Consider the following 26,932-nt stretch of genomic DNA (forward strand, 5'->3'; position numbering starts at 1 on the left):
CTCACACCGCCTTCTCGGCGCGCACGAACATGGCGCACAACGCGTCCAGCGAGTGCAGGTTGTCCGGGGTGAGCTCCGCCGCGTCGACCTGCACGCCCAGCGCCTCCTCGGCGCGTTCGACGATCGAGACGATCCGGAACGAGCTGAACGTAGGCAAGTCGGCCAGGTTGGAGGTGCGTGTCAAGGTGGTCTTGTCGACCGCGAGCACCGAGGCCGCCGTGTCCTTCACGAGGTCTTCGACTTCACGGGTGTCCACTGTTCCTCCTGGGGTGCTGAGAGTTCCTCGGAATCGGCATGCAGCAGTTCGGCCAACCGGTCGTGCACACCCGGCGGGGCCTGCCTGCCGCGGCGCAGCCTGCGCAACGCGATGTAGACCTGTTCGGTGAGCCCATTCCAACGCCGGACGTGCTCGGCGAAACGCGGCGCCGCCGCGGGCCGGTGCTCGGCGAGCCACCGCCCATGCAGCGCCCGAGACCGGGCGAGCAGCCAGGTCTCCAACGTCAACGCGCTCATCGCGGACTCGGCGTCGGGATGCGAGCGGTAGGCCGCGACGTAGTCCTCGACCGCCTCACCTTGCGCCGCCGCGTGCTTGGCGTTCTCGCTCAGCACCTCGTCGGGGTCCGATGGGGACGGCGGCACCGGCCACGCCCGGAACACCCGATCGGCGGGGCACCCGACGGGCAGGTCCCAGGTGCCGGGTCGGGCGCTGCCCCAGGCGGTGTCGTTGTGGTAGGCGTCCACCACCCGGTCGCCGTGCACGAGGAAGCTGTGCTCCATGTGTTCGCGCTGGTGGTAGGGCACCCACGGCAGCTCGAACGCGTCGGCCAACACGTACAAAGGGCCGTGCTCCCGCGTCAGGCCGGGCAGTTCCTCAGTGGCGATGCCAAGGTGCGTCTCCGCCAGCTCAAGCCGTTGCGCCGCGGTCGGTTCGACGGTCGGCAGGCCATCGGAGCGGCGTGGCTCGAACCGCAGCGGACCGCCCAACGCGAGGTGTGTGCCGGGGCCGTGGTGTGCGTCGGCGAGCACCGCGAGGTTGACCAGGACGCAGTCCATCGCGGCGGCAGGCACCCCGGCCATGGCCTGTTCGAGGTTCATCGGGCGCTCACGAGCGCCTCGGGCTCCACCTTCGGCAGGTCCGCGGTCGCCGCCAGCAGGCTGTCCGCCGACGGGCTCTCGTCGCCCAGCTCACCGCCCAGGTGCTGGTCGTAGGCGCCGAGGTCGAGATAGCCGTGCCCGCTCAGGCACACCAGCACCCCGGCGCCGGGCTCGCGGGCGGCGGTGGCGGCGGCCGCCAGCGCGTGACCGGACTCCGGGGCGGGCAGCACCGACTCCGACAGCGTGAACAGCCGCGCGGCCTCCATCGCCGAGCGCTGGTCCACCGCCGTCGCGTCCACCTGGCCGTGGTGGCGCATCGCGCTGATCAGTTTGGCGGCGGCGTGGAAGCGCAGGCCCGCCGAATGCGCGTCGGGGATCTTGTACGAGCTGCCGACGGTGTACATCGCCTCCATCGGCCCGGTGCCGGTGGCATCGGTGTGGTCGTAGGCGTACACGCCGCGGCTGAGCTTTGGGCAGCTGCTGGACTCCGCGGCCAGCAGCCGAGTCGCGGGCCGGACGCCGGTCGCCGCGTCGGCGAAGAACGGCAACGCGATCCCGCCGAAGTTGGAGCCCGCCCCGACACAGCCCACCACGGTGTCCACTTCGGACCTCGCCGCGGCCAGCTGGGCCAGGCTCTCCTCGCCGATGACGGTCTGGTGCAGCAGGCTGTAGGTTTCGCCGCTGCCGATGGCGAAGGCACAGCCCTCGGTGCGGCCCGCGTACTCCACCGCCTCCCCGATGGCCAGCGCCAGACCGTTGCCGCCCGCGCGGGCCACCTCGGTGACCTCGCTCGGGCTGGCCAGCACCTCGGCGCCGAGCAGCTTCATCAGCGAGCCGCGGTAGGGCTTGCGCCGCAGGCTGGTGCCCACCATGAACACCGTGCAGCGCAACCCGAACACCGCGCAGGCCGCGGCGAGCGCTGTGCCCCACTGGCCCGCTCCGGTGCCGGTGACCAGCTCCCGGACGCCCGCCCGCCGGTAGTAGTGCGCCTGCGCCAGAGCGGTGTTGAGCTTGTGGCTGCCGGAGATGTTGCCGCCCTCGTACTTGACGTAGATCGGCACGGCCGCGTTCACCGCGCGTTCGAACTCCCGCGCCCGCCATAGCGGCGTCGGCCGGTAGCGCAGATACCGCTGCCGCACCGGTTCCGGGATCTCCCACCGCTGCCCGCCGCCAATCGACTGCCGCACCAACTCCAGCGGCAGGTTCACCCCGATCCCGCCCGAACCCTCGGCGGAGTGCTCCGGCAGGTGGTCGGGGGGAAGCGGGTAGCCGAGCAGCGGCAGCACATTGCGCCAGCTTGTCGGGACCTCGATGCTCATCCGGTCGTCTCCTTCGCGCAGGCGGTGCCGACCAGGTCCACCAGGTCGCCGACGGTGTCGAAGCGGCGGCCAACGAACAGGTCGTCGGGCAGGCGAACGTCAAGCTCGTCCTCAAGGTGGACGAGCATTCCGACGAAGCCGAAGGAATTGACCCGCAGCTTCGCGCCGTTGAGCGGCTCGTCGTCGGCGATCTCCTCGGGCGACAGCGGCGAACGTGACTCGCGCAGCACCAGCCGCCGCACCGCATCGCCTACCGCCTCCCGCTTCGCGGGCTCGGCCGTGCCGTTGGTGTCGGGGTGCTCGGTCTCGGAGCGGGTGACGCCGTTGCCGTACACCACCCAGCTGTGCGTGAGCAGCGCGTCCAGCGTGACCGGACCGCGCACATGCAGCCGCCCGGTGCTGATGGACAGCTCGGGGCCGAGTCCCATGGTCGGGCCGTCGTCCAGCCGCAGCGAGCCGTTGACCACCAGACAGGCCGCGTCGACCTCGGCGCAGAACGCCTCGACGGCCTCGTCGTCGGTGGCGATCACGCCCTCGGTGTGGCCCGAGCCGTGCACGCGGATGTGCTCGACCGCCTCCTTCACCCCGTCCACCACCCGCACCGCGAGGGTGCGGTCCAGGAACTCCCGCCCGCTGTCGGCCTCCGCCAACTCGTCGATCCCCACCGACCCGTTGCGTGGCCGCAGCCGGTCGGCCAGTTCGGGCGGCACCCGCAACGTGAACTCCGGTGTGCCGTTGCCCGCCCGGCGCAGCAACGCGGCCAGCAGGTCATCGGCGATGGCGCTGTCCGCCAACACCATCTCCACGGCGGTGCAGCCCGCGGGCTGCGGCAGCTTGCTGTCCAGCACCAGGTCGGCGGCCAGTTCGGCGTCGGCGGAGGCGTGCACGTAGAGGTGGTTCACGCCGCCGCCGCTGGCGATCACCGGGATCTGCGAATGCCGCAGGCAGTAGTCCACCAGCGTCGGGCTGCCCCGCGGCACCAGCGCGTCGATCGCGTCGTGCCGCTTCAGCAGCTCACGCAGCACCGAGCGGTCCGGATCGTGCAGTACCTGCACCAAACCCGGCGGCAGTCCCGCGTCGCGCAGCGCGGCGCCGATCAGCTCGGACAGCGCCGCGTTCGTGGCGCGAAGCTCGCGGCCCGAGCGCAGCAGCACCGCGTTGCCCGCGCTCACCGCGAGCAGCGCCGCCTCCACCGTGACCGTGGGACGGGCCTCGTAGATCACGAACAACACGCCGAGAGGTTTGGGTCTGCGGCGGGTCACGATTCCCGAGGCGCCCTTGATCTCCGGGCCCGGCGCCAACGCCTCCGGCAGGTGCTCGGCGACCTGGTCCACCAGGCCGCGCAGCCAGTCCAACTCCTTGGCGGTCAACCGCATCCGGTCGACGAGCGGCTCCGGGTGGCCGGAGTCGCGGGCCTCGGCGAGGTCCTGCTCGTTGGCCGAGACCACCTCGTCCCAGCCCTGCTCCAACCGCTCACGCAGCCGCTGGGGGAAAGCGAAGTGAGCGGGGTCGCCGGGCTGAGGTCCCTCGGCCACCGCTCGGCGCGCCGAGGTCAGCATCTCCTCGATCATGGGCTGATCTCCTTTTCTGGCGCGGAAAGGCTCCAACGTCCGTATCTCGACCAAACCTCGCCGGGAGGGGCCGCTCAACGCGGCGGCACCTTGCTGCCAACGGCCGGGCCGGCAAGAACTGCCGCATCCGGTGGCGGGTAAGGGGAGCGCCCCGCACGGTGGGAGCACGCCAGCGAAACGGAGCGCCGATGAAGACGCATCGCCACCACCAGCTCAGCCCGAATCGGCTGCGCGAGGTGCTCGGGCACTTCGCCACCGGGGTCGCCGTGGTGACCTCCGCCGGACCCGGCGGTTACGTCGGGATGACCGCCAACTCCTTCACCAGCGTGTCGCTGTCCCCGCCGTTGGTGCTGGTCTGCGCACGGCACGAGTCCCAGACCGGCGACCACATCGAGCGGTCCGGGGCGTTCGCGGTGAACGTGCTCTGCCGCGAGCAGGAACAGCTGTCCCAGCGCTTCTGCGGGCCGCCCGAACGCCGGTTCGACGGGCTCGCCGTGCGGGTCGGGGCCTCCGGGGCGCCGATCCTTCAGTCGGCGCTGGCCTACCTCGACTGCCGCCTCGAAGACCGAGTGGAGGCCGGTGACCACCGCATCCTCATCGGAAGGGTGCTCGACGCCGACTTCCGGCTGGAGGAGGAACCGCTGCTGTTCTTCCGCGGCTCCTACTGCTGAGTTACCAACACTTGGTTTTGTCGGTAACGTAGGGGGTACCCGGCGGTCAGGGAGGTGCCGAGGTGGCGGAGCGAACCGAACAGGAACAGCTGTCGCGAGTGGTGCGGCCGGTGCTGCCCATCGCCGTCGCCGACTTCGCCGACGGCGCCGCCTTCGGGGCGTTGGCCGTCTCGCTCGGCATGGGGCTGGTGGTGCCGATCGCGATGTCGGCGCTGGTGTTCTCCGGCAGCGCCCAGTACGGCGCCATCGCCGTGATGAGCCAACAGGGCTCGCTGTGGGCCGTTGTCGGCACCGCGGCCGCCCTCAACGCCCGGTATCTGCTGATGGGCACCACGATCGCCCCCGCGCTCACCGGCTCCGCCTGGTCGCGGATCGGCCGGGCGCTGCTCATCACCGACGCGTCGTGGGCGGTCGCGCACCGCGGGGAGGGTCGCTACGACCTGAGGGTGCTCACCGTCGCCGGGTTGCTCTCGCTGTGCGGCTGGACCGTGGGCACCGCCGTCGGCGCGCTGCTCGGCGGCGTCATCGGCGACCCGGCGAACTTCGGGCTCGACGCCGCCTACCCGGTGTTCTTCCTCGGCCTGCTGCGCTCCCACCTCACCAACGCCCGGTCCTGGCTGCTGGCCGGTGGCGGGATGCTCGTCGCGGCCGCACTCGCGCCGCTGGCTCCGCCCGGCGTCCCGGTGCTGGTGGCGGGCGCCTGCGGCGCCGTGGTCGGTGCCGTGATCGGAGGACGGCGATGAGCTACGGATGGCAGGTCGTGCTGGCGCTGGCGGTCGTCTCGCTGCTGATGCGCGTGGTCGTTCCGCTGACCGTCGGCGGCCGTGAACTGCCCGCCTGGCTGCGCAACGCGCTGCTGTACGCGGGCCCTACGCTGCTCGCCGGACTGGTCGTGATGCTGGTGTGGCCAGCGGGGGAGCACGTGCCTGCGATGCGGACCGCCACCGCGGTGGCAGGCGTCGGCGTCGGTGTGCTGCTGCTCGCCGCGAAGCGGTCCATCCTGACCGCGATGGCCGGTGCCGCGCTGGTGAGCGCGCTGCTGCGGCTGTTGCTCGGCTGAGTCGAGTTATTCCTTTTTCGCATCCCCGTGAGGCTTTGTGCCGCATGGGGTTTCTGTGTGTTTCGGTCGGGTAAACACCTGGCAACCTCGGACCTCTCGACTTTTCGTTTTGGGGGATCAACCCATGCTCGAAGGGCTCGGATTGAATGACTTAGATGTTCGTTTGTACCGTTTTGTGATCTGCCGCCCCGGTTGCACCCTGGCCGATGCGGTCGAATCCACCGGCTTTCCGCGTTCCGCCGCCGTCGCCAGCCGGGACCGCCTTGCCGCCGTCGGCCTGCTGGTCGTGGGCGAGTTCGACTGCCTCCAGGCCAATCCCGCCGGTCCCGAGATCGTGTTGGAGCGACTCAGGGTGGGAATCGACGCGGAGTACAACGAGAAGCGCAGGAAAGCGGCGGCGCTGCATGGTCAACTCAGCCAGATCGTCGGTGAAGGATTGCTCGCGGGAACCGATGAATCCGGTTCACCGGTCGATGTGCTGACCAATTCCGCCGCGTCCAGGGCACAACTGCTCGCATTGATCAATCACACCCGGCACGAACTGTTGCGGATGTGGACACCTGCCCAGGAAGAGGGAAACGTCGACCCGCTGCATCCCGCCGGGTGTGAGCTCAAGGCCGTGCGGCGCGGAGTGCACGTGCGCATCATCTGCCCTTCCTCGTCCCTGCTGGGGGACCGCCCGCTGGTGCCGGACGGCATCGACGCCTCGGCGATGCGCGTGGTGACCCGGCCCCCGGTCGGGCTGCACGTGTTCGACCGCCGCGTCGCGGTGCTGGAGGACGGCGCGGAGGCGGAGCCGAGCACCTCGCTGGTGATCCACGGCAGGCCACTGGTGCGGGTGCTGCACACGTTCTTCGAAACCTGGTGGGGCATGGGCCGCGCAGCACCGTCCGAAGTGGACGAAACAGGCGGCGACCACTGCCTCAGCGACGAGGATCTCGTGCTCCTCCAGTTCCTCGGCGAAGGGGTGAAGGACGAGAAGGCCGCCCGCCAGTTGGGGCTGTCGGTGCGGACGGTGCGGCGGAAGATCTCCAGCCTGCTGGACCGGCTGGGGGCTTCCAGCCGGTTCCAGGCAGGCGTGCTGGCCTCCCGCCGCGGCTGGATCTGACCCCGCGGTCACCTGCTTTGCCGAGCGACCGCTCCAACCGTGGCGCCGCGGACACGCCGCAGGCAACGCGCGGCCCACTTCGTGCCGCCTGCCGCCGTGTCCGCTAGGTGTCGCCAGGTTGAGAACGCTCTGCCGCCGGGGTTGCCTGGAACCAGCCGACATCACGAGGAGGCGGGTCCATGCTGACGCCGACGTTCGAGCAGATCCTGCTGCGACACCTGAGGTTCGCGCCGTCCGACCAGCCACTGGCGCCGGACGCGTCCCTGCGGGAACTGGGCCTGGACTCCATGCAGTCCGTCGAGTTGTTGTTCGACCTCGAGGACGAGTACCAGGTGACGCTGGACGAGGACGCACTCAACGCCGACACCTTCGCCACCCCCGCCGCGCTCTACGCCGCGGTGTGCAAAGCGGCGGGCACCGAGGCGTTGGCCTCCTAGTGCCCGGTCGGAAGACACCCGATGCGGGAGGTCCCATGAACGAGGCACACCACGCCGTCCCGGACGGCTCGTTGCTGTCCTGCTACACCGCCGCCATCGCCGAGGCGATGTGGCGCCGCGGACTGGACTGGGCCGCCGCGATCGGCCTCGGGTCGGTTCTCGCGATCCGCCCCGAGGCAGACCTGTTCGCCTTCCGCCACCATGAGACCCCGCTGCGCTCCCCGCTGGAACCGTTGTGCCGCACCGGCACCGACAGCTTCGAGGAACTCGTCACCGACCTGCGGACGGCCTGCGCCCGCGACGGCCACGTGATCGTCACCGGCGATGTGCACAACCTGCCGTGGAGCACCGGTTTCCGCACCAGGCACGCCCCGCACTGGTGGGTGCTGGACGATCCCCGCGACGGCACCTGGCGGGTCACCGACCGCTTCAGCATGCTCGACGCCAACGGTGACCAGCCCCCGCACCAGGGCCGCGTCGCCGAAACCGACCTGCCCGACCTGCTGACCGCGGCCACCCTGACCCCCGAGCAGACTCTGCGGGAGCGGTTGGCCTTCGGCGACGAGGAAGCAGCCCTCCCCGACGCGCGGTACCAGTGGTTCGCGCCCGCGCCCAGCCAGGCGCGGGCACCGACCGGCACCTGGCGGCACGGCGCCGACGCCCTGCACAGCCTGATCGGGCACTTCACCGACCACGGCGCCGACCCGCACGCCTACCGCCAGCGCGAAGACCTCTGGGTGACCGCCCGACACCGCAGACTGCGCCACCACGTCATCGAGCAGCGGCACCCCGGCAGCCCGCGAGCCCAGGCCGCCCGCGAACTCGCCGACGCCTGGGAACGGGTGCCGATGATGCTGCGGTACGCCGCCGAGTCCGCGCGGCGCGGCCGCGCCAAAATCGGCGCGCTGCGCACCGCGTTGGAGGCCGTGGCCGAACACGAGCAGCGCTCGGCCCTGGTGCCCACCTGAGCTCGGAAGTCAGGACGGGCGGGTGTAGCGGTGCTTCACGCCGACCGGGAAGTACTCGGGGTCGCCGGTTCGCCGGAGGACAACCCGGGGAAGTTGTCGCTCGGCGGGAACGTAGTGCGCGAACTCGCTGTTCAATCGCAGCAGCTGATCGCGGATCGAGCGGGCCAGCAACTCGGGGTCGCCGCTTTTGTCCGGCGCCAGCTCGACCGTGATCCGCAACAACGTGTTCTCGTCATCGTCGGTCACGGTTTGCAGCACGAATTTGCCGGTGACCCAGTCGCTGATACCCGGCTGCTCCAGTCCGACGGTCACATTCTCCGGATAGATGTTCGCGCCGAAGAACGACACCGTGAACAGCGAACGGCCGAAGACGAACACGAACGGCAGGTCATTGTCGAAAGCGGGAGTGAATCCGTGACGCGCGCAAAACTCCCGCATCCGCACCGAGGAGATGACCCCACCCTGATCGGCGATGTGGTACCGGATCAACGGCGCCCCGTTATCGCCGGAGAACAGCAACGTGCCCTCTGACTCCTCGAAATAGCGGCTCGCCGGGTCGTACTGGACCAGTGTCGGCAGCCGGTCCTCGCCGAACAGTTCGCGGGCCACCGCGGGCCTGCCCGCCAGGAACCGGCGGATGGACACCGACAGCGGCGTCTCGTTGCCCAGCACCCCGGCGTCGGCGGTGCCGTACAGCGATGTGGAGTCGCGGACCGGATCGGCCATGCCCAGCCGCGCCGCCATCAGGTCACGCCAGGCCTCGCTGAACACCTCACCGGCCAACACCAGCTTGACCGCGTGCCGCGACCAGTCGAACCCGGCGGCCAGACCGGTGTCGACCACGTCCTTGACGAACGGCGGGTAGCCCAGCAGCACCACCTGCTCGAAGTGGCCCCCAAGCTCGGGCAGCACCCGCAGGATCTCGGCCTTGTTGTTGCCCGGCGCCACCACCGTGATCGGAAAGCCCTTGGCCGCGAGTTGACGCACGCAGGAGGTGGTGAACAGCCCGCCGACCCAGGTGCCCAGCGGGAAGCACACCACCGCGAGCGTGCTGCGTTCATGGGCGCGGAACCCGTCGCGGAACACCTGCTCGAACCGGCGCGTGACCGCCAACTCGTCGGTCAGCGACCGCGGCCACACCGTCGGCCTGCCGCTCGACCCCGAGGACACGGCGACGATGTCGCAGCCGTCCAGCCTGCCGTCCCGGCACAGCCGCGGCAGCGGATGGCGACGGTGGTAGTTGTCCTTGTCGGTCAGCGGCAGCCGACGGAAATCGTCCATGGTGACGATCTCGGCAGGGTCGATACCGTGTTCGGCGAGGAAATCCCGATAGGCGGGCACGGTCGCCGCGACCCTGCGGAACAGGTCCAAGACGGGTTCCGCGGCCTGCCGGTCGGCGAAGAACGACCGGTAGCCCTCGATGACCCGCGCCGCGCGATCCGCATCCATCCACCCACCTTAGGCATCCACGCTGCGTGTCCGATCAGGTGCGCAGCGCTCGTGGTTGCCTTGCGGCGGACGTGATTTGGGACACGTCGCGCCGTCCGAAATGTCTGCTGTGGGCTTAAGTGGATCAATTGTTTGCGGGCTTTCATGATTCCGATCAATGGCGGATTCCCTTTTCCCATACGGAATCGCATGGCCCGGCCGGTACCGATTCACCCGACCGAGAAAAAGTGATCTCGGTCAAGCCCGTCACGTTCCGTGTCCGAGCGCAAGAGAAAGCGGTTCTATTCGCCAGGTGTTTCGCGCGTTAACATCTTCCGTCTCTTTCTCCTGCGTCCCCTGTGAAAGGACGATCTTTGCATAACTGGGCTTCGCGGTCCGTGGTGTTCTTCGCGGCTGTGCTCGCGATCCTGCTGACCGCACCGGCATCCGCCGTTCCGACCCGTCAGACCGCTCCGCAGCCTCCGGCCGCTCCGCTTCCCGCCGACCCCAAGGAAGCCGCGATCGTCACCATGGCGCGCGATGCGACCGCCGTTGACGCCGACACCAAGGTGCCGGCGTCGGTGGCCATCGCGCAGGCGGTGCTGGAGTCGAACTACGGCGTCAGCAAGCTGACCAAGAAGGACAACAACTACTTCGGCATCAAGTGCAAGACGCCGGACAACCCGGGACCGGTCGCCATCGGCTGCGCCGAGTACAACACCACCGAATGCATCCCGGGCTGCCAGACCGTGAAGGCCTACTTCCGCGTCTACCGGTCGCAACAGGACTCGTTCCGCGACTACGCGCGGCACCTGAACACCAGCAGCGCCTACACCAGCGCCCTGCCGTTCACCGAGCAGCCCGACCGCTTCGCCACCGAGGTCGCACGCAAGTACGCCACCGACCCCCGCTACGTCGAGAAGGTCATCGGTCTCATGCGCAAGCACAACCTCTACCAGTACGACAAGTGAAATCCTTGCGTGGTGTGCGAATTCGCTGAACAGCGTTTCGCATGGAAAGGCCACCGAGCGGCTGGCCGCGCGGTCGACTACGCCACCGACAAGGGCACCGGCTGGACGGCGAACCTCGGCAGCACCGACACGGTGGGATCAGCGGCATCACCTCCGCCCCGATCGCGCTGCCAACTCCGCAGGCACGATCACCTGCGAATCGGTGATCACCCCGGACCGCGGCAACGTGGAGACCACTTCCACCCGAAACGCAGATCATCACCCTATGTGGTCAATCGACTACGCGGAAGAGTCACGGCGGAGTCCCGTGCCGCTGCGTCGAGAGAGTGCGAATGTGTTCTTCCGGGTTGATTGCGATTACTTTCCGCACTGGGTAATCTATTAGTTAACCTGTCGTTCAGGTATCCTGTGAGTGCTCGAATTGAGCATGGAAAACTCCCTGGCAAGCCGGAATAGTCCGGTTTGGTAAACGCTTTCGAGTGAAGTGCTGGCTTCCACGCAGCGACCGGTCCGTGGACCCCGATACGTTCCAGTCGTCGTATTCATGCGGCCGATTCGGATGGTTGCAAGTCAGTGGGTTCGTGGGCGAGCGGAGCGGACGACTATCCGTCCTAAGGAAATCAACGACAGTCCTCGCTGCGCCCACTCCATGATCAATCTCAATATTCAGTGGAGGAATCGTCATGACCGGGGTTATGTACAACCAGGGCGCGCAAGACAGGTTGAATCGGCGCTTCGAGCGCTGGGACTCCGACGGCAGCGGCAGTCTTGAGCGTTCGGACTTCGAGCGGGAGGCGCGGACGATCGCCCAGAAGATCGGCGGCGACCCCAACTCCCCGCAGGCACAGCGGTTGAACCAGGCCCTGACCGGAATGTTCGAATCCCTGGCCAAGGCCACCGGCGCGGGCCCGAACGGCACGATTTCGCGTGACCAGTTCAACCAGGCCGCCGGGCGGTGGATGGAGGACGAGTCCGCGCTGCGGCGCGAACTGCGCCCAGTGGTCGAGGCCGTCATCGGTCTGTGCGACCGCAGTGGCGACGGCAAAATCCAGGAGGACGAGTTCGCGCGCTGGATCTCGGCGGTCGGCGCCGCCAAGTCGCAGGGCGAGTCGGCATTCCGTCAGATCGACACCGATGGCAGCGGTGAATTGAGCGCTGAAGAGGTTCTCCAGGCGTGTGTCGACTTCCACCTGGGCCGGTCGGATTTCGAACTGCTCTGATTCCGCAACTCATCTTTCCGGGCCCGGGGCACAGGCCCGTGAAGTAGACCAGCGGTCGGTGCTTTCCGTTCAAGGGAGGAAGCACCGACCGTCTGTTCCTGCCGCCCGCGATACGTCGCCCACGCAGCTACGGAGCCTTCGTTGTATGACCTGGTGATCGTCGGTTTGGGATATGTCGGACTGCCGTTGGCCCGGCGAAGCTGCGAGGCGGGGCTCTCCGTCGCGGGCTACGACATCTCCGCCCGTGTCGTCGCCGGTTTGGCATCGGGTGTCTCCCATGTCGACGACGTCCCGGACGCCGCGGTGGGCGACCTGCTGGCGGCCGGGTTCACCGCCACCACCGACCCAGCGATCCTCGGTCTGGCCGACACCGTGGTGATCTGCGTGCCCACCGGTCTGACCGGGGACGGCGCACCCGACCTCGGCGCGGTGCGCGATGCCAGCCGCACCGTCGCCGCCCATCTTCGGCCGGGGACGCTGGTGGTGCTGGAGTCCACCAGCTACCCGGGCACCACCGAGGACGTGGTCCGCCCGCTGCTGGAGGACCGCAGCGGCCTGCGCGTCGGCGTCGACTTCCACCTCGCTTTCTCCCCGGAGCGGATCGACCCCGGCAACCGCGAGTACGGCATCCGCAACACGCCCAAGGTCGTCAGCGGCTGCACACCGCTGTGCGCGAAGTACGCGGTGGCGTTCTACGGCCGACTGGTGGACTCCGTCGTCGTCGCCCGCGGCACCCGCGAGGCAGAACTGGCCAAGCTGCTGGAGAACACCTACCGCTACATCAACATCGCGCTCGTCGACGAGATCGCCCTGTACTGCGAGCGGTCCGGCATCGACGTGTGGGATGTGCTGCACTGCGCCGCCACCAAGCCCTTCGGCTTCGCCCCCTTTCGGCCGGGCCCCGGCGTCGGTGGACACTGCATCCCGGTCGACCCGCTGTACCTGGCCGCCAAGGCCGACGCCCAGGGTTACCGCTTCCGCCTGCTGGCCGCGGCGCGCGAGGTGCACGACGATATGCCGCGCTGGGTCGTAGAACGCGCGGCGGCGCTGCTGGCCGACCACGGGCTTCCGGTGCGGGGAGCGAAGGTCGTCCTGCTCGGGGTCGCCTACAAGCCGGATGTCGCCGACACCCGGCAGACCCCCGCCGAACCCGTCGTCCGCGAACTGCGGGCCCGCGGCGCGGAGGTGTCCTACTACGACCCGCACGTCGCGGACTTCACCGTGGACGCGGCGCCGGTACCCGCGGCGAACTCGTTGCCCGGCGCCCTGGCCACCGCCGACCTCGCGGTGTTGCTCCAGGACCACTCCTGCTACGAACCCTCGGTTCTGCTCGGTTCCGAGTGCCCGGTGCTGGACACCCGCGGCACCCTCGCCGGTCCGCCCGCCGAGGTCGTTCCCGGCTGCGAGCCCGCACCGGTGCCCACCCGCGTCGGCGACCGGCTGCGCCTGCGGTTCCGCCGGTGGGACCTCGACGGGGACGGGTGGTTGTGCCGCGCCGATGTCGAGCGGGAGGGCATGCGCATCGCCGCCGCGTTCGGCCGCCCGCCCGCGGCACGGGAGTCCCGGGCGCTGAGCGCCGCGCTGGCGGCGATGTTCGACGGCCTCGCCCTCCGGACCGGGGCCGGTCCCGCGGCGTCGATCAGCGAGGCCGAGTTCTCCCACGTCACCGAGAACCTGATCTACACCGAGGGCGAGGCCGCGTTCAACCGGCTGCTGCGCCCGGTGGTGGACGCCGTGCTCGGACTGTGCGGGCAGGCAGGTATGGGGGAGCGCGAATTCACCGCCTGGCTGGCGGGCATGGGCGTCGGCCAAGCGGAGGCGGACGCCGCGTTCCGGAAGATCACCCGCGACGCCCGCGGCCCGCTGTCGGCCACCGAACTGCTGACCGCCATCCGCGAGTTCCACTTCGGACGGCTGGACACCGAACTGCTGGCTTGAGCAACACCGTCGTCGACGATCGGAGACACCGTGGAATCCGACCAGGCAACCGTCACCCTGGCGATCACCGAGGAGGACATCGCCCGCGAATGGCGCAGGCGGGCACAGCGGGAGGGCCTCGCCAGAGTGATGCGTGCCTCCCAACCCTCGGACCTCAACGCCGGTGTCACCCACCGGACCCGCCTGTTGGTGGCGGACCTGCTCGATGCCGCGACGGCCGAACTCGGCCGCCCGCTGCGCTCGGTGCTGGAGATGGGCTGCGGCATCGGCAGGCTGACCCCCACCATCGCGGCCAAGGCGGGCCGCGTCTGCGCGCTCGACATGACCGTGCCGATGTTGGACGCGGCGCGCCGGTCCTGCGCAGGAATGTCCAATGTGGACTTCAAGCTGGGTAGGGCCGAGGAAACCCCGTGGGCGGGTGAGGAATTCGACATCGGCGTCAGCGTGTGGGTGCTGATGCACGTGCTCGACGAGGAGCACCTGCGGCTGGTGTGCCAGTCGCTGGCGGCGTCCTGCCGGTACCTGGTGCTCATCGAGTACGACCACGCCCAGGTGCCGGTCAGCCGCTGGTCGCGGCTGCGGTCGCTGGAGGAGTACCTGGCGCTGATGCCCGGCGCCTCGATCGCCGCGAGCACGGTCCTCGGCTACGGCGGCGACCGCTCCTCGGCCGCCCTGATCCGCTGCGCACCGCAGAACGTCGGGGGTGTCACCGCATGACCACCCACTCGCCCGGACAACGCACCCGGGAAGCAAACCGGGACGGCAGGCTCCTCAGCTACGTCCGGCTGGCCAAGCTGGACGTCTACGACTACTACCTCAGCGTTCTGGTCGTGCTCTCCGCCTTGGCGTTCCAAGCCGATGCACTCGGCACCGGGGGCTTGCTCACCACGGCGGCCTTCCTGCTCGGCGAGATCCTCTTCATCGTCGCGCTCGTCGCCTTCGACGATGTCACCGGCTACCGGGATGGCAGCGACATCCACAACTACGGCCCGGACAACCCGAACCGGAAGAAGTCGCGCAAGCCGCTGGTCTCCGGCGCGCTGCGCCCCGAGCAGGCGCTGCGCTTCGCCTGGATCACCGCCGCGGGCGGTGCGCTGCTGTGGGGCGCGGCCTCGGCGGCGGCGCCGCACGTTCCGCTGTGGACGGCCGTGGTGATGGTCGGCATCTTCGTCGTCGGGCTCCAGTACTCGTACGGCATCAAGATCAGCTACCACGGATTCCAGGAGGTGTTCCTGGTCGCGCTGGGCGCCGCGCTGGTGGTGGCGCCACTCGGGCTGCTCACCGGGCACCTCTCCGGGTTCTGGCTGGTGCAGGCGATCCTGTTCGGAATCGGCCCGCTGATGTTCGGCGTGTACTCCAACACCAACGACGTCGAAGGCGACCGCGCCGTCGGCAGGCCCACCGTGGCGGCGCTGACCACCCCGCGCGGCAACGCCATCTTCATCGGCGCGCTGTCCGCCACCGAGTTCCTGCTGATCGCGGCCGCCTCGGTGACCGGGATCGCGCCCTGGTGGTTCGTGCTGGTCATGCTGCCCGCGAGCCTGCTGCGGCTGCGGCAGTACCGGACCGGGTTCCAGGCCGGGGACATCATGCACGCCCGCAAGATCGGCTTCGCCGTGCACCGCACCACCGTGGCGCTGCTGATCATCACCAACCTGCTCGTGGGCTGGGGCACCACGTGAGCGTCGACGTGGACGCCATCGTGGTGGGCGCGGGCATGGCCGGGCTGACCGCGGCCCACGAACTGCGCCGAGCGGGCCTTGACGTGCTGGTGCTGGAGGGCAACCCGCATGTCGGCGGGCGGATGCACAGCTTCCGCCACGAGGGCTTCACCCTGGATGAGGGCGCCGAGCAGATCTCGCGGCAGAACTACCGCGCCACCTGGGAACTGCTGTCCCGCTTCGGTTTCTCCGCCGAGGAGGTGCCCAGGATCGGCAGACCGCTGGCCACCTGGCGCGACGGTCGCGCCCGGCCGGGGGTCGCGCAGCTCAGGGCGTTGGCCACCGGCGCGGGTCTCGGCCCGCGCGCCCGGCTGGACCTGGCCCGGCTACTGGCGTGGACCACGCGGCACAGCGCCGATCTCGACCCGGACCGCCCCGAGCGGACCCCGCTGGGCGATGCCACCGTCGCGGACTTCTGCCGCCGCTACCACCGGGACCTGCACGACTACCTCTTCCAGCCGCTGAGCACCTGCTTCTTCGGTTGGGACACCGCCCAATCGGCGGCGGCGCCGGTGGTGAGCCTGCTCCAAGCGGTCGGCATGGCCGACGACTGGTGCACCTACCGGGACGGTATGGACACCCTGGCCCGCAGGCTCGCCGAGGACCTGCCGATCGAGCTGAACACCAGGGTGGAGCAGGTGATCGCCGACGGGCATACCGCCAGGGCCGTGATCGGGTCGCGGACCGTCACCGCCCGATCGGTCCTGCTGTGCGTGCCCGCCCCGGTGGCCGCGGACCTGTACGCCAACGTGCCCACCGAGGAATACGCCTATCTCGCCGCCTGCACATTCACCCCCATGCTGAAGGTCAGCTGCCTACTCGACCGGCCGCTTGCGCTGTCCGCAGCGGGCGACCCCTACATCCTGCTGGTGCCCGAGGCCGAGGACGGGGTGATCTCCGGGATCAGCCTTGACCACGTCAAGCACCCAGGACGGGCGCCCGCAGGCAAGGGACTGCTCAACCTGTTGGCGCACCCCCGGCTGATCCCGGAGTTGGTGCGGACATCCGATGCGGAGGTGGTCGACCGTCTGACGCGGGCTGCCGCACGGTTCGTTCCGGGTCTGGACACCGTGCCGCAGACCAACTTCGTGCACGGCTTCCGACACGCCCTACCCCAGGCGACCCCGCAGGCCCTGCGCCTGCGCGCCGGTTTCGCCGCCCGCCCGGCGGGGCCGGTGGACTACGCCGGTGACTGGATCACGCTCAGCCCGTTCAGCGAGGCCGCGGTGCGTTCCGGCGCCCGCGTCGCCTCCCGCGTGCTGTCCAGACTGCGGCACCGCTCGTCCGCCGACATTCAGGAGGTACCGGCATGAAACCCCGCGACATGGGTCTGCTGTTCGACGAGTGCGCCGAGCGCGGCACGGCGACCAGGGTGCACCTGGACCGCCCCTTCGACGTCAGCAGGGACGGCGCCGTCGAGTACGGCGTGGCGGAACTGGCGGCGCTGGTCCGAGAGCTCTCCGGTTGGCTGGCGGCGGCCGGTGCCGGGCAGGGCAGCCGGGTGGCGATCGTCAAGGACAACCACTGGGACTACGACCTCATCGGCTGCGCCGCCGTGCGGATCGGGGCGGTGCCCGCGCAGCTTTCCGACCACCTTCCGCCGGACACACTGGAGATCCTGCTCAAACGCCTCGACCCCGCGGTCCTGGTGACCACCACGGGTCTGCTCGCCCGCGGCACGGAGGCGGGGGTGGACCTGGTCTCGCTCGCCCGCGTCACGATCGTGTTGGACGGCGGCGCGCCCGGGGCGATCGACGCGGCTGAATTGCGCGACAGCACGGCACCGCCGCCGGTGCGCCGCGCCGAGGACGAGCCGCTGGCCATCAACCACACCTCCGGCACCACCGGGGTGCCGAAGCTGGTCGTGCACTCCACCAACACGATCATCAACAAGCTCGCCCGCCCCGAGGCGGTGCGGTACCCGGTCATCGGAGTGCGGCGCGACGACACGCTCGTCAACGCCAGCGCGTTCGCGCACGGCCGCACCTTCTGCTGGACCGCGGTCGTGATGTGCCTGGCCCCGAAGGAGATCGTCATCGTCACCGGCGCGGACCCCGACGCCGCCGACCCGCTGCTGCGGGCGCACCCACCGACGATCATGGAGGCGCTGCCGTCCACCTACGTCCGGTTCCGGCCGCTGACCCAACGTCTGGACAACCCGTTCCGGCGGGTGCGGCTCTTCCTCAGCACCTACGACGCGATGCATCCGCCGGTGGTGCGGTCCTACCTGTCCGCCAGCGCCCAGAAGCGTCCACTGTGGATGGAAGGCTGGGGGCAGACCGAGACCGGCCCGCTGTCGTTCCGGTTCCTCACCCGCAAGGCGCTGTCCCGGCGGCGGGACAACCGCAACCTCGGCTACCCGATGCCGGTCAAGACCCGGTTGCGGGTGGTCGACCCGGAGACCTTCGCCCCGCTGCCCCGAGGGCAGGCCGGGCTGGTGCTGGCCAGGACCGCGGCCCGCTGCCTCGGCTACGTGGGGGAGACCGACCGCTGGCAGGCCAAATGCGGCGGGCCCTCGGGACAGTGGTGGAACACCGGCGATATCGGCGTGTACCGCAGGGACGGCAGCGTCGAGTTGCTGGACCGCGAGGTGGACCGGGTGCCGGATCGAAGCTGCCTGCGCACCGAGGACCTGGTCGAGGACCGGCTGCCGGAGGTCGTCGAGTGCGTGCTGCTCGGCCGCCCCGACCTGCCGCCGCTGCCGGTGGTGGTCACCGCTGACGGCTCGATCGACCGCGCCCGCTGGCGGGAAGCCGTCCGCGACCTGCCTGAGCTACCGGAGCCGGTGGCGCTGACCTGGGACGAGGTGCCTCGCACCGGTACCGGCAAGGTGCGGCGCTCCGAGCTGCTGCGGCAGCTCACCGGCCGCGCCGAGACCAGCGGCAGCGGTCGGTGGACCTGACCCGAATGGAGTGATCATATGACCGGCAAGACCTGGCTGCGCATCGGCATGGTGGCGCTGGGCATCAACCAGCTGGTGCCCGGCGTGTGGGCGGCGCTGTGGCCACAGTCGTTCTACCACGGCTTCCCGTCCCCAGACCGGCGCTGGATCGAGCTGTTCCCGCCGTACAACGAACACCTCATCCAGGATTTCGGCATGGCCGCGATCCAACTCGGGCTGCTGCTGGTGTACGGCGCCGTCGCACCGATCCGCCGCTGGGTGCGGGTGATCCTGCTGAGCTCGCTGGTGTTCTATGTGCCGCACCTGATCTGGCACCAGTTCCACCCCGTGCAGTCGCACGACATCTACGCCGAATTGGCCTCCCAGATCATCCCCATCGTGTTGTGCCTGGTGCTGCTCCCGCTGAACGAGAAGGTCAGTCGGCGGTCGGTCGCGGTGGATGAAAGCGGACGGCCGCTTCAGGCCGCAAGCTGAGGTCGGCGCCGGTGCGGGGCTCCGGGACGGAGATCAGGATGTTGTAGTGGTTGGGGAAGTGGCAGGCGTCGAAGCCCAACACGGTGCCCACCCGCCGGTCCCCGATCCAGAACTCGTCGCCGCGGTCGATCACGCCCGCGGCGGAGATCTCGGCGAAACCGAGGAAGCCCACCCGGTCGATACGCTCGCCGACGCCGTGGTCGGTGGTGACCAACTCGTGCACCTCGCCGACCCGCACACAGCGGCTGGCGAAGGGCTCCAACCGCATCCCGCGGTCGTCCCTGCGGTGCACCAGCACCTTCACCAGCACACCCGACACGGCGCGCTTGGCGCCGTCCTCATCGCGGTTCATCACACTCCCGTTCGCAGTCGGCCCGCCTCGGCGCGGTACACGGCGGAAACGAAGTCCAGCGCGGCGAGCCCCGGCGCCGAGCAGTCCAGGCCAGAGCGGACGGCGCGGGCGAAGTCGTCCACCACGCCGACGTACTCGTGCCACAGCGAGCCCTTGAACTCGCGGTGGCCGTGGAGCAGGTCGGTGTGCAGCCTGCTGCCGTCGGCCAGCAGGATCTCGACCTCCTTGCGCTCGCCCGGATAGGACCAGTCCAGGTCGATCCGCGCGGTGCCACCCGCGGCGGCGGTCAGCAGCACCTCGGCCTGCCGGTCGACGCCGCGCCCGTCACGGGTCACCGCGAACTCGCGCACGTCCAACTCGCCCAGGAACATTCGGGCCAAGTCGAAGGCGTTGGGGCCGTTGTCGGCGACGCAGCCGCCGCCGCACCGGTCGGGGTCGAGGTACCAGCCGTCGGCGCCGACGTGGTCCTCGATGCGCTCCCAGTACCGGACGGTCACCGACTCGACGGTTCGACCGCGCACCGCGGCGGCCAGTCGCCGCACCTCGGTGTTGTAGCGGCGGTGGAACGCGGTGAACAGCGGCCGCCCCGCCGCCCGCGCCAGCCGCACCAGCGTCTCGCCGTCGGCGGCGGTGGTGGCCAACGGCTTCTCCACGCACACCGGCAGTCCCGCGGCGAGCGCATCGCGGCACAGCACCGCGTGCACATCGTTGGGCGCGGTCACCACCACCGCGTCCAACGGTTCGCGGGCCAGCAGGTCGCGGTGGTCGCGGTAGCAGGGCAGCTTGCCCCGCCACGGCGCCAGCGCCTCGGCCCGCAGATCGCAGACCGCGGCGAGCCGGGCGTCCTCGGCGCGGCTCAGCGCGGCCAGATAGAAGCGTGAGATCACGCCGAGGCCGATCACCCCGATCCGCAGCATCACAGCACCTCCGGTGCGTCGAGTCCGAGGCGGTCGGCGACCGCCCGCAGTTCGCCGAACAGGCCCTCGGACACCGGAACGCCCGCCAGCTGGTGTTCGCGGGCCCGCTCCGCCTCGGGCAATCCCGGGTAGCGGACCAGTTCGCCGGGCGCGGCGGGGCAGGCCAGCACCGAGCCGAACAGTGACTCGGCCTCCGCCAGGAACTCCTCCTCCGAACGCAGCGCGCCCGGTGCGATGGCCAACGCGAGGAACCCGATGTCGTCATCACGACCGGAGGGACGGCCGTCGCCCGCCAGCGCTTCCGGTGCGGGACCGAGGCCCGCGCCCGCGACCAGCGCGGCGAGCACCTCCACCGCGAGCCCGAGCCCGAAGCCCTTGTGCCCGCCGCCCAACCACTCCAGGTGCGCCTCGCCGCGGTCGAACGCGCCGGGGTCGGTGACGGGACGGCCGTCGTCGTCGGTCAACCAGCCCGCCGGGATGGACCTGCCCTCGCGGGCTGCCGCGCGGACCCGCCCGGTGGGCACTGCGGTGGTGCTCATGTCCAACACGAACGGGTCGCCGCCGACACCCGGCGCGGCGACGCTGATCGGGTTGGTGCCCAACAGGCTCACCCGCCCGCCGGGTGGCCGGGCGATGCGCTGCCGCCCGCAGTTCGCGGCGACAACCCCGACCAGACCGTGCCGGGCGGCGCGGGCCGTGTGGAAGCCCGCGCAGCCGAAGTGGGTCGCCGAGCGCACCGACACCAGCCCGACGCCGTGTGCGGCGGCGCGCTGCGCGGCGAGGTCCATCGCCTCCGCCGCCGCCCACAACCCCAACGCGCGGTGCGAGTCCATCAGCACCGCGGCGCCGAGGTCGGCGAGCACCTCGGGCTCGGCCTGCGGCGCCACCCGCCGCTGCTCGAACAGCGGCAGGTAGAGCCGGGTCAGATTGGTCAGGCCGTGGGAGGACATGCCGGTCAGGTCGCCGTAACACAGCGCCTCCGCGGCCAGCGTGGCCCGGCCCGTCGGTACCCCGTGCGCGGTGAACACGCCGGTGGTGAACAGCAGCAGGTCCGAATACCCGACCCGCAGGTCCGTCCCGGCATTCAGCAGGGTCATGACCACCCCTTCTGTTGGCTGTGGTGTGCATCGGTATGTGCCGAGGCCCGCGATCGGCGGGCGAAGGCGAGCAGCGTGCGCGCGACAGCGCCCGCGAACCGCTCCAGTTCGGCGAGGTCGGCGAACTCGCCGTCGGCGTGGGCGTTGTTGACGGCCAGCGATCCCGGCCCGAGGACCACAGTGGACGCCCCCGGTACGCCGCTCATCCAGATGGCATCGCAGGTGAAGCCCGGCTCGGCTGCGGGCCATGGCGGCACTTCGGCGTCGGCCAGCAACTCCTCGGTCCACCGGTCCGGCCCGTCGAGGGTGGGCAGGCCGCGCTTGTGCCAGTCCAGCCTGGTCACGGTCGTCCCGTCGGCGACCGTCTTGGCCAGCAGCGGGCTGCCGCGGAACGTCTCGGCGAACTCCGCCAGCCCGGACCGGAGCGCATCGGGCACGGTCCGCTCCCAGACGCGCTGCTGCTCGTGGTTGCCGTAGGGCAGGTTCAGCAGCAGCGATCCGGTGCCGTAGACCCGGTTGTGCATGCGGCCGGTGTGCAGTCCCGCGACGCAGGGCCGTCCCACCATGGACAGTTCGCGGGCGAAGTGCTGGGCGAGGAAGCCGAGCAGCACCGTGGCGTTGTGGCCCTCCTCGGGCCGGTCGTCGATGGCGTCCTGCCCGTGCACGCTCACGCAGGCGGTCATCGCGGCGGTCACCCTGGGCAGGTAACGCACCCCGGTTGGCTCGCAGAAGACGTTGAGCCTCCCGGTGAAACCGGCCTCCACCAGCGGGCGGGTGCCGAAGGTGCCCATCGCCCCGCCCTCCTCGCCCGCCACGGCTTGGACCAGCACCGTGATCTCCCGCAGCAGCGTCGGCCGGGCGGCGACCGCCGCGCGGATGCCCGCCAGCAGCGCCACCGCGGGGCCCTTCGCGTCGATGGCGCCCCGCCCGTGGAACCGGGTGCCGTCGAACCCGACCGGCTGCCTGCCCGCGACGGTGTCCAGGTGCACGTTGAACATCACCGTGGGCTCCCCGTCTCCCGCTCGGAGCACCAGACTGGGCTGCGACTGGAGGAAGCCGGGGGAGTCCGCGGCCATTCGCCGCACCGCGAGCGGCACGTCCTCGCGGTCCAGCACCGCGGACGGTGGTGTCGCGTGCAGCACGGTCGCGAAGCCGAGTTCATGGGCGGCCGCGGCGTAGCACCGCTGGGCCTCCCACAGCAGGGGTGCGGGCGAGTCGGTCTCCAGCGGCCCCGCGGTGGGCAGCCGCAACAACTCCACCAACAGCGTCCGGTCGGCCTCGGACAGCGCCGCCATCCTCATCCGACCGGCTCCGACAGCACCTCGGCGCGGACGAGACGCTCCAGCGCCACACCGAAGTCCACAAAGGACTGGCCGCCGTCGTCGGCGGTGAAGCCGTCGTGGGGGCGCAGCGCGAGGTGCGGTTCGATGGACACGGCGCCGCGGTAGCCCGCCGCGGCCAGCAACCGCAGGCAGGCGGCGACCTCGGCCTCGCCCGCGCCGGGCAGCACGTAACGGGCGCCCGCCGGTCCGGTCACCGCGTCCTTCACGTGCACATGCGCCACGTGTTCCACCACCTGCGCGAGCACCTCGAGGGCGCGGTAGCCGTGCTCGATGCCGTTGCCGACGTCGAACAGCAGCCGCAGCGCCGGACTGCCCACGGCACGCAGCAACCCGGTCATGCGGCCGCCGTCCCGTGCCGCCCAGCCCGCGCAGTTCTCATGCAGCAGCACCAGTCCCGCCCGTTCGGCGCGGTCGGCCAGCACGCGCAGCCGATCGACCACCCGGCGGCCCCACTCGTCTTCAGGCAGGCCGTCGTTGGGGTAGGACATGATCCGCACGTACCGGGTGCCGAGCACCGCGCAGCGTTCGGCGAGGACGTCGAGTTCACGCAGATCCACCTCGAACGGGCCGGTGATCGGCCGCGCCCAGTTGCCGATGCGGGAGTCAACGCACACCACATCCAGCCCGCCGAGACCCGCCGCCACGGCGGCGAACCGCTCCTCGGGCAAGTCCGCCAGCGCGTGGCCGTCGACAGTGCGCAATTCGATGGCGTCCCAACCCAATCGGCGGATCGCCGCGACCTGCGTGTCCAGCGCGGGACCTGCCTCGTCCCCGATGCCCGCGAAGCGAAACGGCTCAGCGCGCATGACCGCCGATCCCCTGCGGTGCGGGCGTCTCGCTCCTGGCCGCGGCTTTCGCCGCGCACAGCAGCCGGACCACCTCCGCGTTGAGGTCGAAGTACGACGGCAGGTCGGCACCGGCGAAGTACTCGTAGGCATGCAGCAGGAACGCGCTCAGCGAGTCGTCCGGGAACGTCCAGGTCTGCTCGCCCGCGCCGCCGTGCACCACCAGCCGCGCATACGGATCGCTCGCGTCGATCGGGTAGTGGCCGTCGGCCGTACCGCGCTCGAAGGTCAGCGTGATGCGCCGCTCCCGGACGGGTGTGCCCAGGTCGGAGAGGATCTCGGTGTGGACACCGCCTTCATGGCGCAGGGTCAGCCGCGCGCCGCCCAGGTCCGGTACGGTCTGGCCCTCGGCCAGCAGGTCCCAGCAGCCCGCCGAGGTGATCTCGGCGGCGCCTGCCAACAGCAGCGACACCCCCAGCGAATGCGGCAGTTCGACGTCGAAGGCGGTGGGATGACCGCCGCCGCGCAGCGAGCGCAGGTACCGCGGCTTGCGCTGGACGAAGCAGATCCCGGTGAGCGCACCCAGCGTCCCGTTCCGCACCAGTGTGGCGAGCCGGGTGGTGAGCGCGCTGGTGAGCCACTGGGAGACGATCACCAGGTTCAGCCGGGACCGCAGCGCGGCGATCTGCGCCAGATCCTCCAGAGTGGTGGCTGCGGGCTTCTCCAGCAGCACCTTGTCGAAGCCCGCGTCGGCCAGTTCCCGCAGCGGCCCGATCCGGTTGGTGGGCGGGGTGCACACGTGCGCCACCGTCCGGCGCGGTTCCAGCAGGAACGCCGCCTCCGCGATCGTCGCGGTCACCTCGGAATCCCGAGGCCGCAGCGGATCGCAGCCCATCGGGAGGTCCGTGGCGAACAGGTCGGGCCTGGCGCCGCGCAGCCTCGTCAGCACCGGAAGATGCAGCCCCGCCCCCGAGTGCCCAAGGCCGACGATCAGTGAGCGGAGGCCGCCGGTGGCGAATTCCGCCTTGGCCGTTTCCGGTAGAAAGTGGGTAATCGTGAACCTCCCATGCCGGTGATCAGCCAACTGATCGGCTGCGTATTTCGTCAAGCGTTACCCACCTGTGCTGACCGGAATGAGTGAAGAACTTCCCTCGCTTCGGTCGGCACCCCGGCGGGCCGCTTTCGGTCGACCTACCATGCGTTTCATGGCAGTGCTTTCGGGCGATCAGCTCGGCGTGAGTACTCAGAAGATCCCGAATAACCGCGCGGTTCCCTTTTTCTCGCAGGCCGCGACGTTTGCCGAAATCAGGCACTCGGTGGAGCACCATATTTCCGACATCGCGGATCGGGGAAAGTTCTCCCACGGTCACAAGGTGGCCGAGTTCGAGGCCGAACTCGCCCGCTACACCGGGGCCCGGCATGCGGTCGCGGTGAATAGCGGCACCGACGCCCTGGTGCTCCTGTTACGCGCCGCCGGTCTGCGCGCAAGCGAGCCGGTGGTGGTGCCCGCCTTCAGCTTTATCGCCTCTGCCTCCGCCGTGGTCCTCGCGGGCGGCAGCGTGGTCTTCGCCGACATCGAGCCCGACACCTACGGCATCGATCCCGGCGAGGTGGACCGCGTCGCGCCCGCGACCGGCGGTTTCGTGATGCCCGTGCACCTGTTCTGCCAACTCGCCGACCTCGGCGGTGTGCTCGAGGTGGCCCGGCGCCGCGGCCTGACCGTCGTGGAGGACAGCGCCGAGGCGATCGGCATGCGGTGGGACGGCGTGCACGCGGGACTGTTCGGCGCAGGCGGCGTGCTGTCCTTCTTCCCCACCAAGACCCTCGGCGCGCTCGGCGACGCGGGCGCGGTGCTCACCGACGACCCCGAGCTTGCCGAAACCGTTGCGGCACTGCGTCATCACGGCCGCTTCGGCCGCACGCTGGCGCACTTCCCCGGCATCTCCAACGCCACCGGCATCGCGGGCGTGAACAGCAAATGCGACGACATCCAGGCCGCCGTCCTGCTGGCCAAGCTGGCCCGGCTGGACACCGACATCGCCCGGCGGCGGGAACTGGCCGCCGCCTACGACGAGCGGCTCTGCGGCGTCCCCGGCGTGCTCCGGCTGCCGACGATTGTGCCGCGCCCGGTGCCGGTCCGCGAGGTGTTCTACGTCTACCTCATCGAGGTCGAGCGGCGCGACGAACTCGCCGCGTACCTTGCCGAGCACGGCATCGGCACCGAGACCTACTACCCGACGCCGCTGCACCTGCAACCCTGCTTCGCCGACCTGGGGTACCGCAGGGGCGATTTCCCGGTGGCCGAGGCGGCCTGCGACCACGCCATCGCGCTGCCGCTGTACCCGGACCTGTCCCTGGACGAGGTGGACCTGGTCTGCGCCCGAATCCGCGCCTTCTACACCGGGAGCGAGTCGTGATGGTGCCGTTCTTCCCGCCCGACCTGTTCGAGGCGGACCGCAAGCACCTGCTGCGGATCGTGGGGGAGATCGGCCTGTGCCCCTCGCAGCGGTTCATCCTCGGCGAGCGGACCGCGGAATTCGAGCGGCTGCTCGCCGACTCGCTAGGCGGACGCGAGGTGATCGCCTGCGGCAGCGGTACCTCCGCGCTCACCCTCGTGCTGCACGCGATGGGCGTCGGGCCGGGCGACGAGGTCGTGGTGCCCGCCTTCGGCTGCGCCCCGCTGGCCGCCACCGTGGTCAACCTCGGCGCCACCCCGGTCTTCGCCGACATCGACCCGCACGCGCTCACGATCGACCCCGACGAGGTAGAACGGGCGATCACGGCACGCACCAAGGTGATCATGCCCGCGCACGTGTTCTCGGTGATGGCCGACATGCCGCGGCTGCGCACCATCGCGCGGCAGCACGGGGTGCGGCTGCTGGAGGATTCCGCGGTCGCGCAGGGCGCCGAACTCGACGGGGTGCCCGCGGGCTGCTGGGGCGATGCGGGCGTGTTCTCCTTCGTGCAGGTCAAGAGCTTCGGCATGCCGGGAGAGGGCGGCGCGGTGGTCACCGGCGACCCCGAACTGGCCCGCCAGGTCCGGATGCTGCGCAACCACGGCCAGGACGGCCGCACCCGGTTCCTGCACCACCGCATCGGCTACAACAGCCGCTTCGACGAGATCATGGCGGCGTTTCAGATCCACCGCTTCCCCAGGCTGCCCAAACGCCTGCTGCGCCGGGCCGAGATCGCCGAGTTCTACACCGAGCGGTTCAGTGGGCTGCCCGGCATCGAACCACCGCCGCCGGGTCGCAACGGCCGCTGCTTCTACGTGTATTCGCTACTGGCACAGCGCCGCGCCGCGCTGAGCGAGCACCTGGCCGAACGGGGCATCGGCTCGCACGCCTACTACCCGCGTCCGCTGCCCGCCCAGCCCGCGTTCGCGCCCTTCGCCCCACCCGCCCGCCGCTGGCCGCACGCCCAGCGGGCCTGCGACCAGTCGGTGGCGATCCCGATCTACCCGCACCTGACCGACGAACAGGTCATCCGGATCGCCGACGCCGTCTGCGAGTTCGCGCTCACCGACACCGTTGTGGCACAACACTGAAGGAGGAG

General features: G+C 70.4%; 27 protein-coding genes. 16 read left to right on the plus strand and 11 right to left on the minus strand.

From position 1 onward, the window contains the following. Nucleotide 1 precedes the first annotated feature (1 nt). Genes ACU6XJ_RS21920 through ACU6XJ_RS21935 form a run of 4 tightly spaced genes read right to left on the minus strand, consistent with a single transcriptional unit; the run spans nucleotide 2 to nucleotide 3,985 of the window. A complete protein-coding gene (locus ACU6XJ_RS21920; protein WP_476314852.1) occupies nucleotides 2–256 on the minus strand; it encodes an acyl carrier protein in 255 nt (84 codons plus the stop codon). Next, nucleotides 226–1,095, minus strand: a complete 870-nt coding sequence (locus ACU6XJ_RS21925) for a hypothetical protein (protein ID WP_476314855.1) — start codon at nucleotides 1,093–1,095, stop codon at nucleotides 226–228. The genes ACU6XJ_RS21920 and ACU6XJ_RS21925 overlap by 31 nt, the downstream gene beginning before the upstream one ends. Continuing rightward, nucleotides 1,092–2,414, minus strand: a complete 1,323-nt coding sequence (locus ACU6XJ_RS21930; protein ID WP_476314858.1) for a TrpB-like pyridoxal phosphate-dependent enzyme — start codon at nucleotides 2,412–2,414, stop codon at nucleotides 1,092–1,094. The genes ACU6XJ_RS21925 and ACU6XJ_RS21930 overlap by 4 nt, the downstream gene beginning before the upstream one ends. Beyond that, nucleotides 2,411–3,985 carry a glutamate-5-semialdehyde dehydrogenase gene (locus ACU6XJ_RS21935; protein WP_476314861.1) on the minus strand — a complete coding sequence of 525 codons (1,575 nt, stop codon included), beginning with the start codon at nucleotides 3,983–3,985 and terminating at the stop codon, nucleotides 2,411–2,413. Before ACU6XJ_RS21935 ends, ACU6XJ_RS21930 begins: the two co-directional genes overlap by 4 nt. Nucleotides 3,986–4,173: 188 nt before the next feature. Here ACU6XJ_RS21935 and ACU6XJ_RS21940 point away from each other — a divergent pair, with 188 nt between their 5' ends. The 6 genes from ACU6XJ_RS21940 (at nucleotide 4,174) to ACU6XJ_RS21965 (ending at nucleotide 8,229) form a co-directional block, all read left to right on the plus strand. Further along, a complete protein-coding gene (locus tag ACU6XJ_RS21940; protein ID WP_476314864.1) occupies nucleotides 4,174–4,656 on the plus strand; it encodes a flavin reductase family protein in 483 nt (160 codons plus the stop codon). 62 nt (nucleotides 4,657–4,718) lie between these two features. Further along, complete coding sequence (locus ACU6XJ_RS21945; protein ID WP_476314867.1) at nucleotides 4,719–5,399, plus strand: AzlC family ABC transporter permease; 681 nt, start codon at nucleotides 4,719–4,721, stop codon at nucleotides 5,397–5,399. Next, complete coding sequence (locus tag ACU6XJ_RS21950) at nucleotides 5,396–5,716, plus strand: AzlD domain-containing protein (protein WP_476314869.1); 321 nt, start codon at nucleotides 5,396–5,398, stop codon at nucleotides 5,714–5,716. Before ACU6XJ_RS21945 ends, ACU6XJ_RS21950 begins: the two co-directional genes overlap by 4 nt. Before the next feature lie 163 nt (nucleotides 5,717–5,879). Further along, on the plus strand, nucleotides 5,880–6,824 hold the full coding sequence (locus ACU6XJ_RS21955) for a helix-turn-helix transcriptional regulator (protein WP_476314872.1): 945 nt from the start codon (nucleotides 5,880–5,882) through the stop codon (nucleotides 6,822–6,824). Between the two features lie 179 nt (nucleotides 6,825–7,003). Further along, nucleotides 7,004–7,261, plus strand: a complete 258-nt coding sequence (locus ACU6XJ_RS21960) for an acyl carrier protein (RefSeq protein WP_476314875.1) — start codon at nucleotides 7,004–7,006, stop codon at nucleotides 7,259–7,261. 35 nt (nucleotides 7,262–7,296) lie between these two features. Next, entirely contained in the window at nucleotides 7,297–8,229 is a 933-nt protein-coding gene (locus ACU6XJ_RS21965) for a hypothetical protein (protein WP_476314877.1), read from the plus strand. Nucleotides 8,230–8,238: 9 nt separating this feature from the next. Here ACU6XJ_RS21965 and ACU6XJ_RS21970 read toward each other — a convergent pair whose 3' ends face one another. Then, nucleotides 8,239–9,678: a phenylacetate--CoA ligase family protein gene (locus ACU6XJ_RS21970; protein WP_476314880.1), complete on the minus strand. Its 1,440-nt coding sequence runs from the start codon at nucleotides 9,676–9,678 to the stop codon at nucleotides 8,239–8,241. 353 nt (nucleotides 9,679–10,031) lie between these two features. Here ACU6XJ_RS21970 and ACU6XJ_RS21975 point away from each other — a divergent pair, with 353 nt between their 5' ends. The 8 genes from ACU6XJ_RS21975 to ACU6XJ_RS22010 all read left to right on the plus strand — a co-directional run bounded on the left by ACU6XJ_RS21975 (nucleotide 10,032) and on the right by ACU6XJ_RS22010 (nucleotide 18,883). Beyond that, a complete protein-coding gene (locus tag ACU6XJ_RS21975) occupies nucleotides 10,032–10,628 on the plus strand; it encodes a glucosaminidase domain-containing protein (protein WP_476314883.1) in 597 nt (198 codons plus the stop codon). Nucleotides 10,629–11,311: 683 nt separating this feature from the next. Next, nucleotides 11,312–11,848 carry an EF-hand domain-containing protein gene (locus tag ACU6XJ_RS21980; protein ID WP_476314886.1) on the plus strand — a complete coding sequence of 179 codons (537 nt, stop codon included), beginning with the start codon at nucleotides 11,312–11,314 and terminating at the stop codon, nucleotides 11,846–11,848. Nucleotides 11,849–11,989: 141 nt separating this feature from the next. Beyond that, nucleotides 11,990–13,786 (plus strand): nucleotide sugar dehydrogenase, encoded by a 1,797-nt coding sequence (locus ACU6XJ_RS21985; RefSeq protein ID WP_476314889.1) that lies wholly within the window; start codon nucleotides 11,990–11,992, stop codon nucleotides 13,784–13,786. Between the two features lie 30 nt (nucleotides 13,787–13,816). Next, nucleotides 13,817–14,503, plus strand: coding sequence for a class I SAM-dependent methyltransferase (locus tag ACU6XJ_RS21990; RefSeq protein ID WP_476314892.1), 687 nt, complete (start codon nucleotides 13,817–13,819; stop codon nucleotides 14,501–14,503). Continuing rightward, complete coding sequence (locus ACU6XJ_RS21995; protein WP_476314895.1) at nucleotides 14,500–15,468, plus strand: UbiA family prenyltransferase; 969 nt, start codon at nucleotides 14,500–14,502, stop codon at nucleotides 15,466–15,468. Before ACU6XJ_RS21990 ends, ACU6XJ_RS21995 begins: the two co-directional genes overlap by 4 nt. Continuing rightward, nucleotides 15,465–16,820 (plus strand): protoporphyrinogen/coproporphyrinogen oxidase, encoded by a 1,356-nt coding sequence (locus ACU6XJ_RS22000; RefSeq protein WP_476314898.1) that lies wholly within the window; start codon nucleotides 15,465–15,467, stop codon nucleotides 16,818–16,820. The genes ACU6XJ_RS21995 and ACU6XJ_RS22000 overlap by 4 nt, the downstream gene beginning before the upstream one ends. Next, nucleotides 16,817–18,409: an AMP-binding protein gene (locus tag ACU6XJ_RS22005; RefSeq protein ID WP_476314901.1), complete on the plus strand. Its 1,593-nt coding sequence runs from the start codon at nucleotides 16,817–16,819 to the stop codon at nucleotides 18,407–18,409. Before ACU6XJ_RS22000 ends, ACU6XJ_RS22005 begins: the two co-directional genes overlap by 4 nt. An 18-nt stretch (nucleotides 18,410–18,427) precedes the next feature. After that, the gene (locus ACU6XJ_RS22010) at nucleotides 18,428–18,883 is read left to right on the plus strand and encodes a hypothetical protein (RefSeq protein WP_476314904.1); all 456 of its coding nucleotides are present in this window, start codon (nucleotides 18,428–18,430) and stop codon (nucleotides 18,881–18,883) included. Here ACU6XJ_RS22010 and ACU6XJ_RS22015 read toward each other — a convergent pair. Genes ACU6XJ_RS22015 through ACU6XJ_RS22040 form a run of 6 tightly spaced genes read right to left on the minus strand, consistent with a single transcriptional unit; the run spans nucleotide 18,825 to nucleotide 24,485 of the window. Then, a complete protein-coding gene (locus tag ACU6XJ_RS22015) occupies nucleotides 18,825–19,235 on the minus strand; it encodes a DUF6917 domain-containing protein (RefSeq protein ID WP_476314907.1) in 411 nt (136 codons plus the stop codon). The two genes, ACU6XJ_RS22010 and ACU6XJ_RS22015, sit on opposite strands and share 59 nt — an antisense overlap. Beyond that, entirely contained in the window at nucleotides 19,235–20,152 is a 918-nt protein-coding gene (locus tag ACU6XJ_RS22020) for a Gfo/Idh/MocA family protein (protein WP_476314910.1), read from the minus strand. The genes ACU6XJ_RS22015 and ACU6XJ_RS22020 overlap by 1 nt, the downstream gene beginning before the upstream one ends. After that, nucleotides 20,152–21,249 (minus strand): Ldh family oxidoreductase, encoded by a 1,098-nt coding sequence (locus ACU6XJ_RS22025; protein WP_476314913.1) that lies wholly within the window; start codon nucleotides 21,247–21,249, stop codon nucleotides 20,152–20,154. Before ACU6XJ_RS22025 ends, ACU6XJ_RS22020 begins: the two co-directional genes overlap by 1 nt. Next, complete coding sequence (locus ACU6XJ_RS22030) at nucleotides 21,246–22,550, minus strand: M20/M25/M40 family metallo-hydrolase (RefSeq protein ID WP_476314915.1); 1,305 nt, start codon at nucleotides 22,548–22,550, stop codon at nucleotides 21,246–21,248. The genes ACU6XJ_RS22025 and ACU6XJ_RS22030 overlap by 4 nt, the downstream gene beginning before the upstream one ends. After that, nucleotides 22,547–23,398, minus strand: coding sequence for a sugar phosphate isomerase/epimerase family protein (locus ACU6XJ_RS22035; protein ID WP_476314918.1), 852 nt, complete (start codon nucleotides 23,396–23,398; stop codon nucleotides 22,547–22,549). The genes ACU6XJ_RS22030 and ACU6XJ_RS22035 overlap by 4 nt, the downstream gene beginning before the upstream one ends. Beyond that, nucleotides 23,388–24,485, minus strand: coding sequence for a Gfo/Idh/MocA family oxidoreductase (locus ACU6XJ_RS22040; protein ID WP_476314921.1), 1,098 nt, complete (start codon nucleotides 24,483–24,485; stop codon nucleotides 23,388–23,390). Before ACU6XJ_RS22040 ends, ACU6XJ_RS22035 begins: the two co-directional genes overlap by 11 nt. A gap of 97 nt (nucleotides 24,486–24,582) precedes the next feature. Between ACU6XJ_RS22040 and ACU6XJ_RS22045 the strand changes: the two genes are divergently transcribed. Both ACU6XJ_RS22045 and ACU6XJ_RS22050 read left to right on the plus strand, forming a co-directional pair. Then, nucleotides 24,583–25,794: a DegT/DnrJ/EryC1/StrS family aminotransferase gene (locus ACU6XJ_RS22045; protein ID WP_476314923.1), complete on the plus strand. Its 1,212-nt coding sequence runs from the start codon at nucleotides 24,583–24,585 to the stop codon at nucleotides 25,792–25,794. Further along, the gene (locus ACU6XJ_RS22050; RefSeq protein ID WP_476318575.1) at nucleotides 25,794–26,924 is read left to right on the plus strand and encodes a DegT/DnrJ/EryC1/StrS family aminotransferase; all 1,131 of its coding nucleotides are present in this window, start codon (nucleotides 25,794–25,796) and stop codon (nucleotides 26,922–26,924) included. Before ACU6XJ_RS22045 ends, ACU6XJ_RS22050 begins: the two co-directional genes overlap by 1 nt. The last annotated feature ends 8 nt before the right edge of the window (nucleotides 26,925–26,932 follow it).

It is taken from the genome of Actinorectispora metalli (assembly GCF_056323685.1).

Excerpts from the sequence above, each read along its gene's own strand:
- ACU6XJ_RS21995 (WP_476314895.1), top strand. The coding sequence starts at position 14,500 with ATGACCACCCACTCGCCCGGACAACGCACCCGGGAAGCAAACCGGGAC.
- ACU6XJ_RS22020 (WP_476314910.1), bottom strand. The coding sequence starts at position 20,152 with ATGCTGCGGATCGGGGTGATCGGCCTCGGCGTGATCTCACGCTTCTAT.
- ACU6XJ_RS21950 (WP_476314869.1), top strand. The coding sequence starts at position 5,396 with ATGAGCTACGGATGGCAGGTCGTGCTGGCGCTGGCGGTCGTCTCGCTG.
- ACU6XJ_RS22005 (WP_476314901.1), top strand. The coding sequence starts at position 16,817 with ATGAAACCCCGCGACATGGGTCTGCTGTTCGACGAGTGCGCCGAGCGC.
- ACU6XJ_RS22050 (WP_476318575.1), top strand. The coding sequence starts at position 25,794 with ATGGTGCCGTTCTTCCCGCCCGACCTGTTCGAGGCGGACCGCAAGCAC.
- ACU6XJ_RS21940 (WP_476314864.1), top strand. The coding sequence starts at position 4,174 with ATGAAGACGCATCGCCACCACCAGCTCAGCCCGAATCGGCTGCGCGAG.
- ACU6XJ_RS22030 (WP_476314915.1), bottom strand. The coding sequence starts at position 22,550 with ATGAGGATGGCGGCGCTGTCCGAGGCCGACCGGACGCTGTTGGTGGAG.
- ACU6XJ_RS21930 (WP_476314858.1), bottom strand. The coding sequence starts at position 2,414 with ATGAGCATCGAGGTCCCGACAAGCTGGCGCAATGTGCTGCCGCTGCTC.
- ACU6XJ_RS22010 (WP_476314904.1), top strand. The coding sequence starts at position 18,428 with ATGACCGGCAAGACCTGGCTGCGCATCGGCATGGTGGCGCTGGGCATC.
- ACU6XJ_RS21935 (WP_476314861.1), bottom strand. The coding sequence starts at position 3,985 with ATGATCGAGGAGATGCTGACCTCGGCGCGCCGAGCGGTGGCCGAGGGA.
- ACU6XJ_RS22045 (WP_476314923.1), top strand. The coding sequence starts at position 24,583 with ATGGCAGTGCTTTCGGGCGATCAGCTCGGCGTGAGTACTCAGAAGATC.
- ACU6XJ_RS21965 (WP_476314877.1), top strand. The coding sequence starts at position 7,297 with ATGAACGAGGCACACCACGCCGTCCCGGACGGCTCGTTGCTGTCCTGC.
- ACU6XJ_RS21970 (WP_476314880.1), bottom strand. The coding sequence starts at position 9,678 with ATGGATGCGGATCGCGCGGCGCGGGTCATCGAGGGCTACCGGTCGTTC.
- ACU6XJ_RS21960 (WP_476314875.1), top strand. The coding sequence starts at position 7,004 with ATGCTGACGCCGACGTTCGAGCAGATCCTGCTGCGACACCTGAGGTTC.
- ACU6XJ_RS22035 (WP_476314918.1), bottom strand. The coding sequence starts at position 23,398 with ATGCGCGCTGAGCCGTTTCGCTTCGCGGGCATCGGGGACGAGGCAGGT.
- ACU6XJ_RS21980 (WP_476314886.1), top strand. The coding sequence starts at position 11,312 with ATGACCGGGGTTATGTACAACCAGGGCGCGCAAGACAGGTTGAATCGG.
- ACU6XJ_RS22025 (WP_476314913.1), bottom strand. The coding sequence starts at position 21,249 with ATGACCCTGCTGAATGCCGGGACGGACCTGCGGGTCGGGTATTCGGAC.
- ACU6XJ_RS22015 (WP_476314907.1), bottom strand. The coding sequence starts at position 19,235 with ATGAACCGCGATGAGGACGGCGCCAAGCGCGCCGTGTCGGGTGTGCTG.
- ACU6XJ_RS21925 (WP_476314855.1), bottom strand. The coding sequence starts at position 1,095 with ATGAACCTCGAACAGGCCATGGCCGGGGTGCCTGCCGCCGCGATGGAC.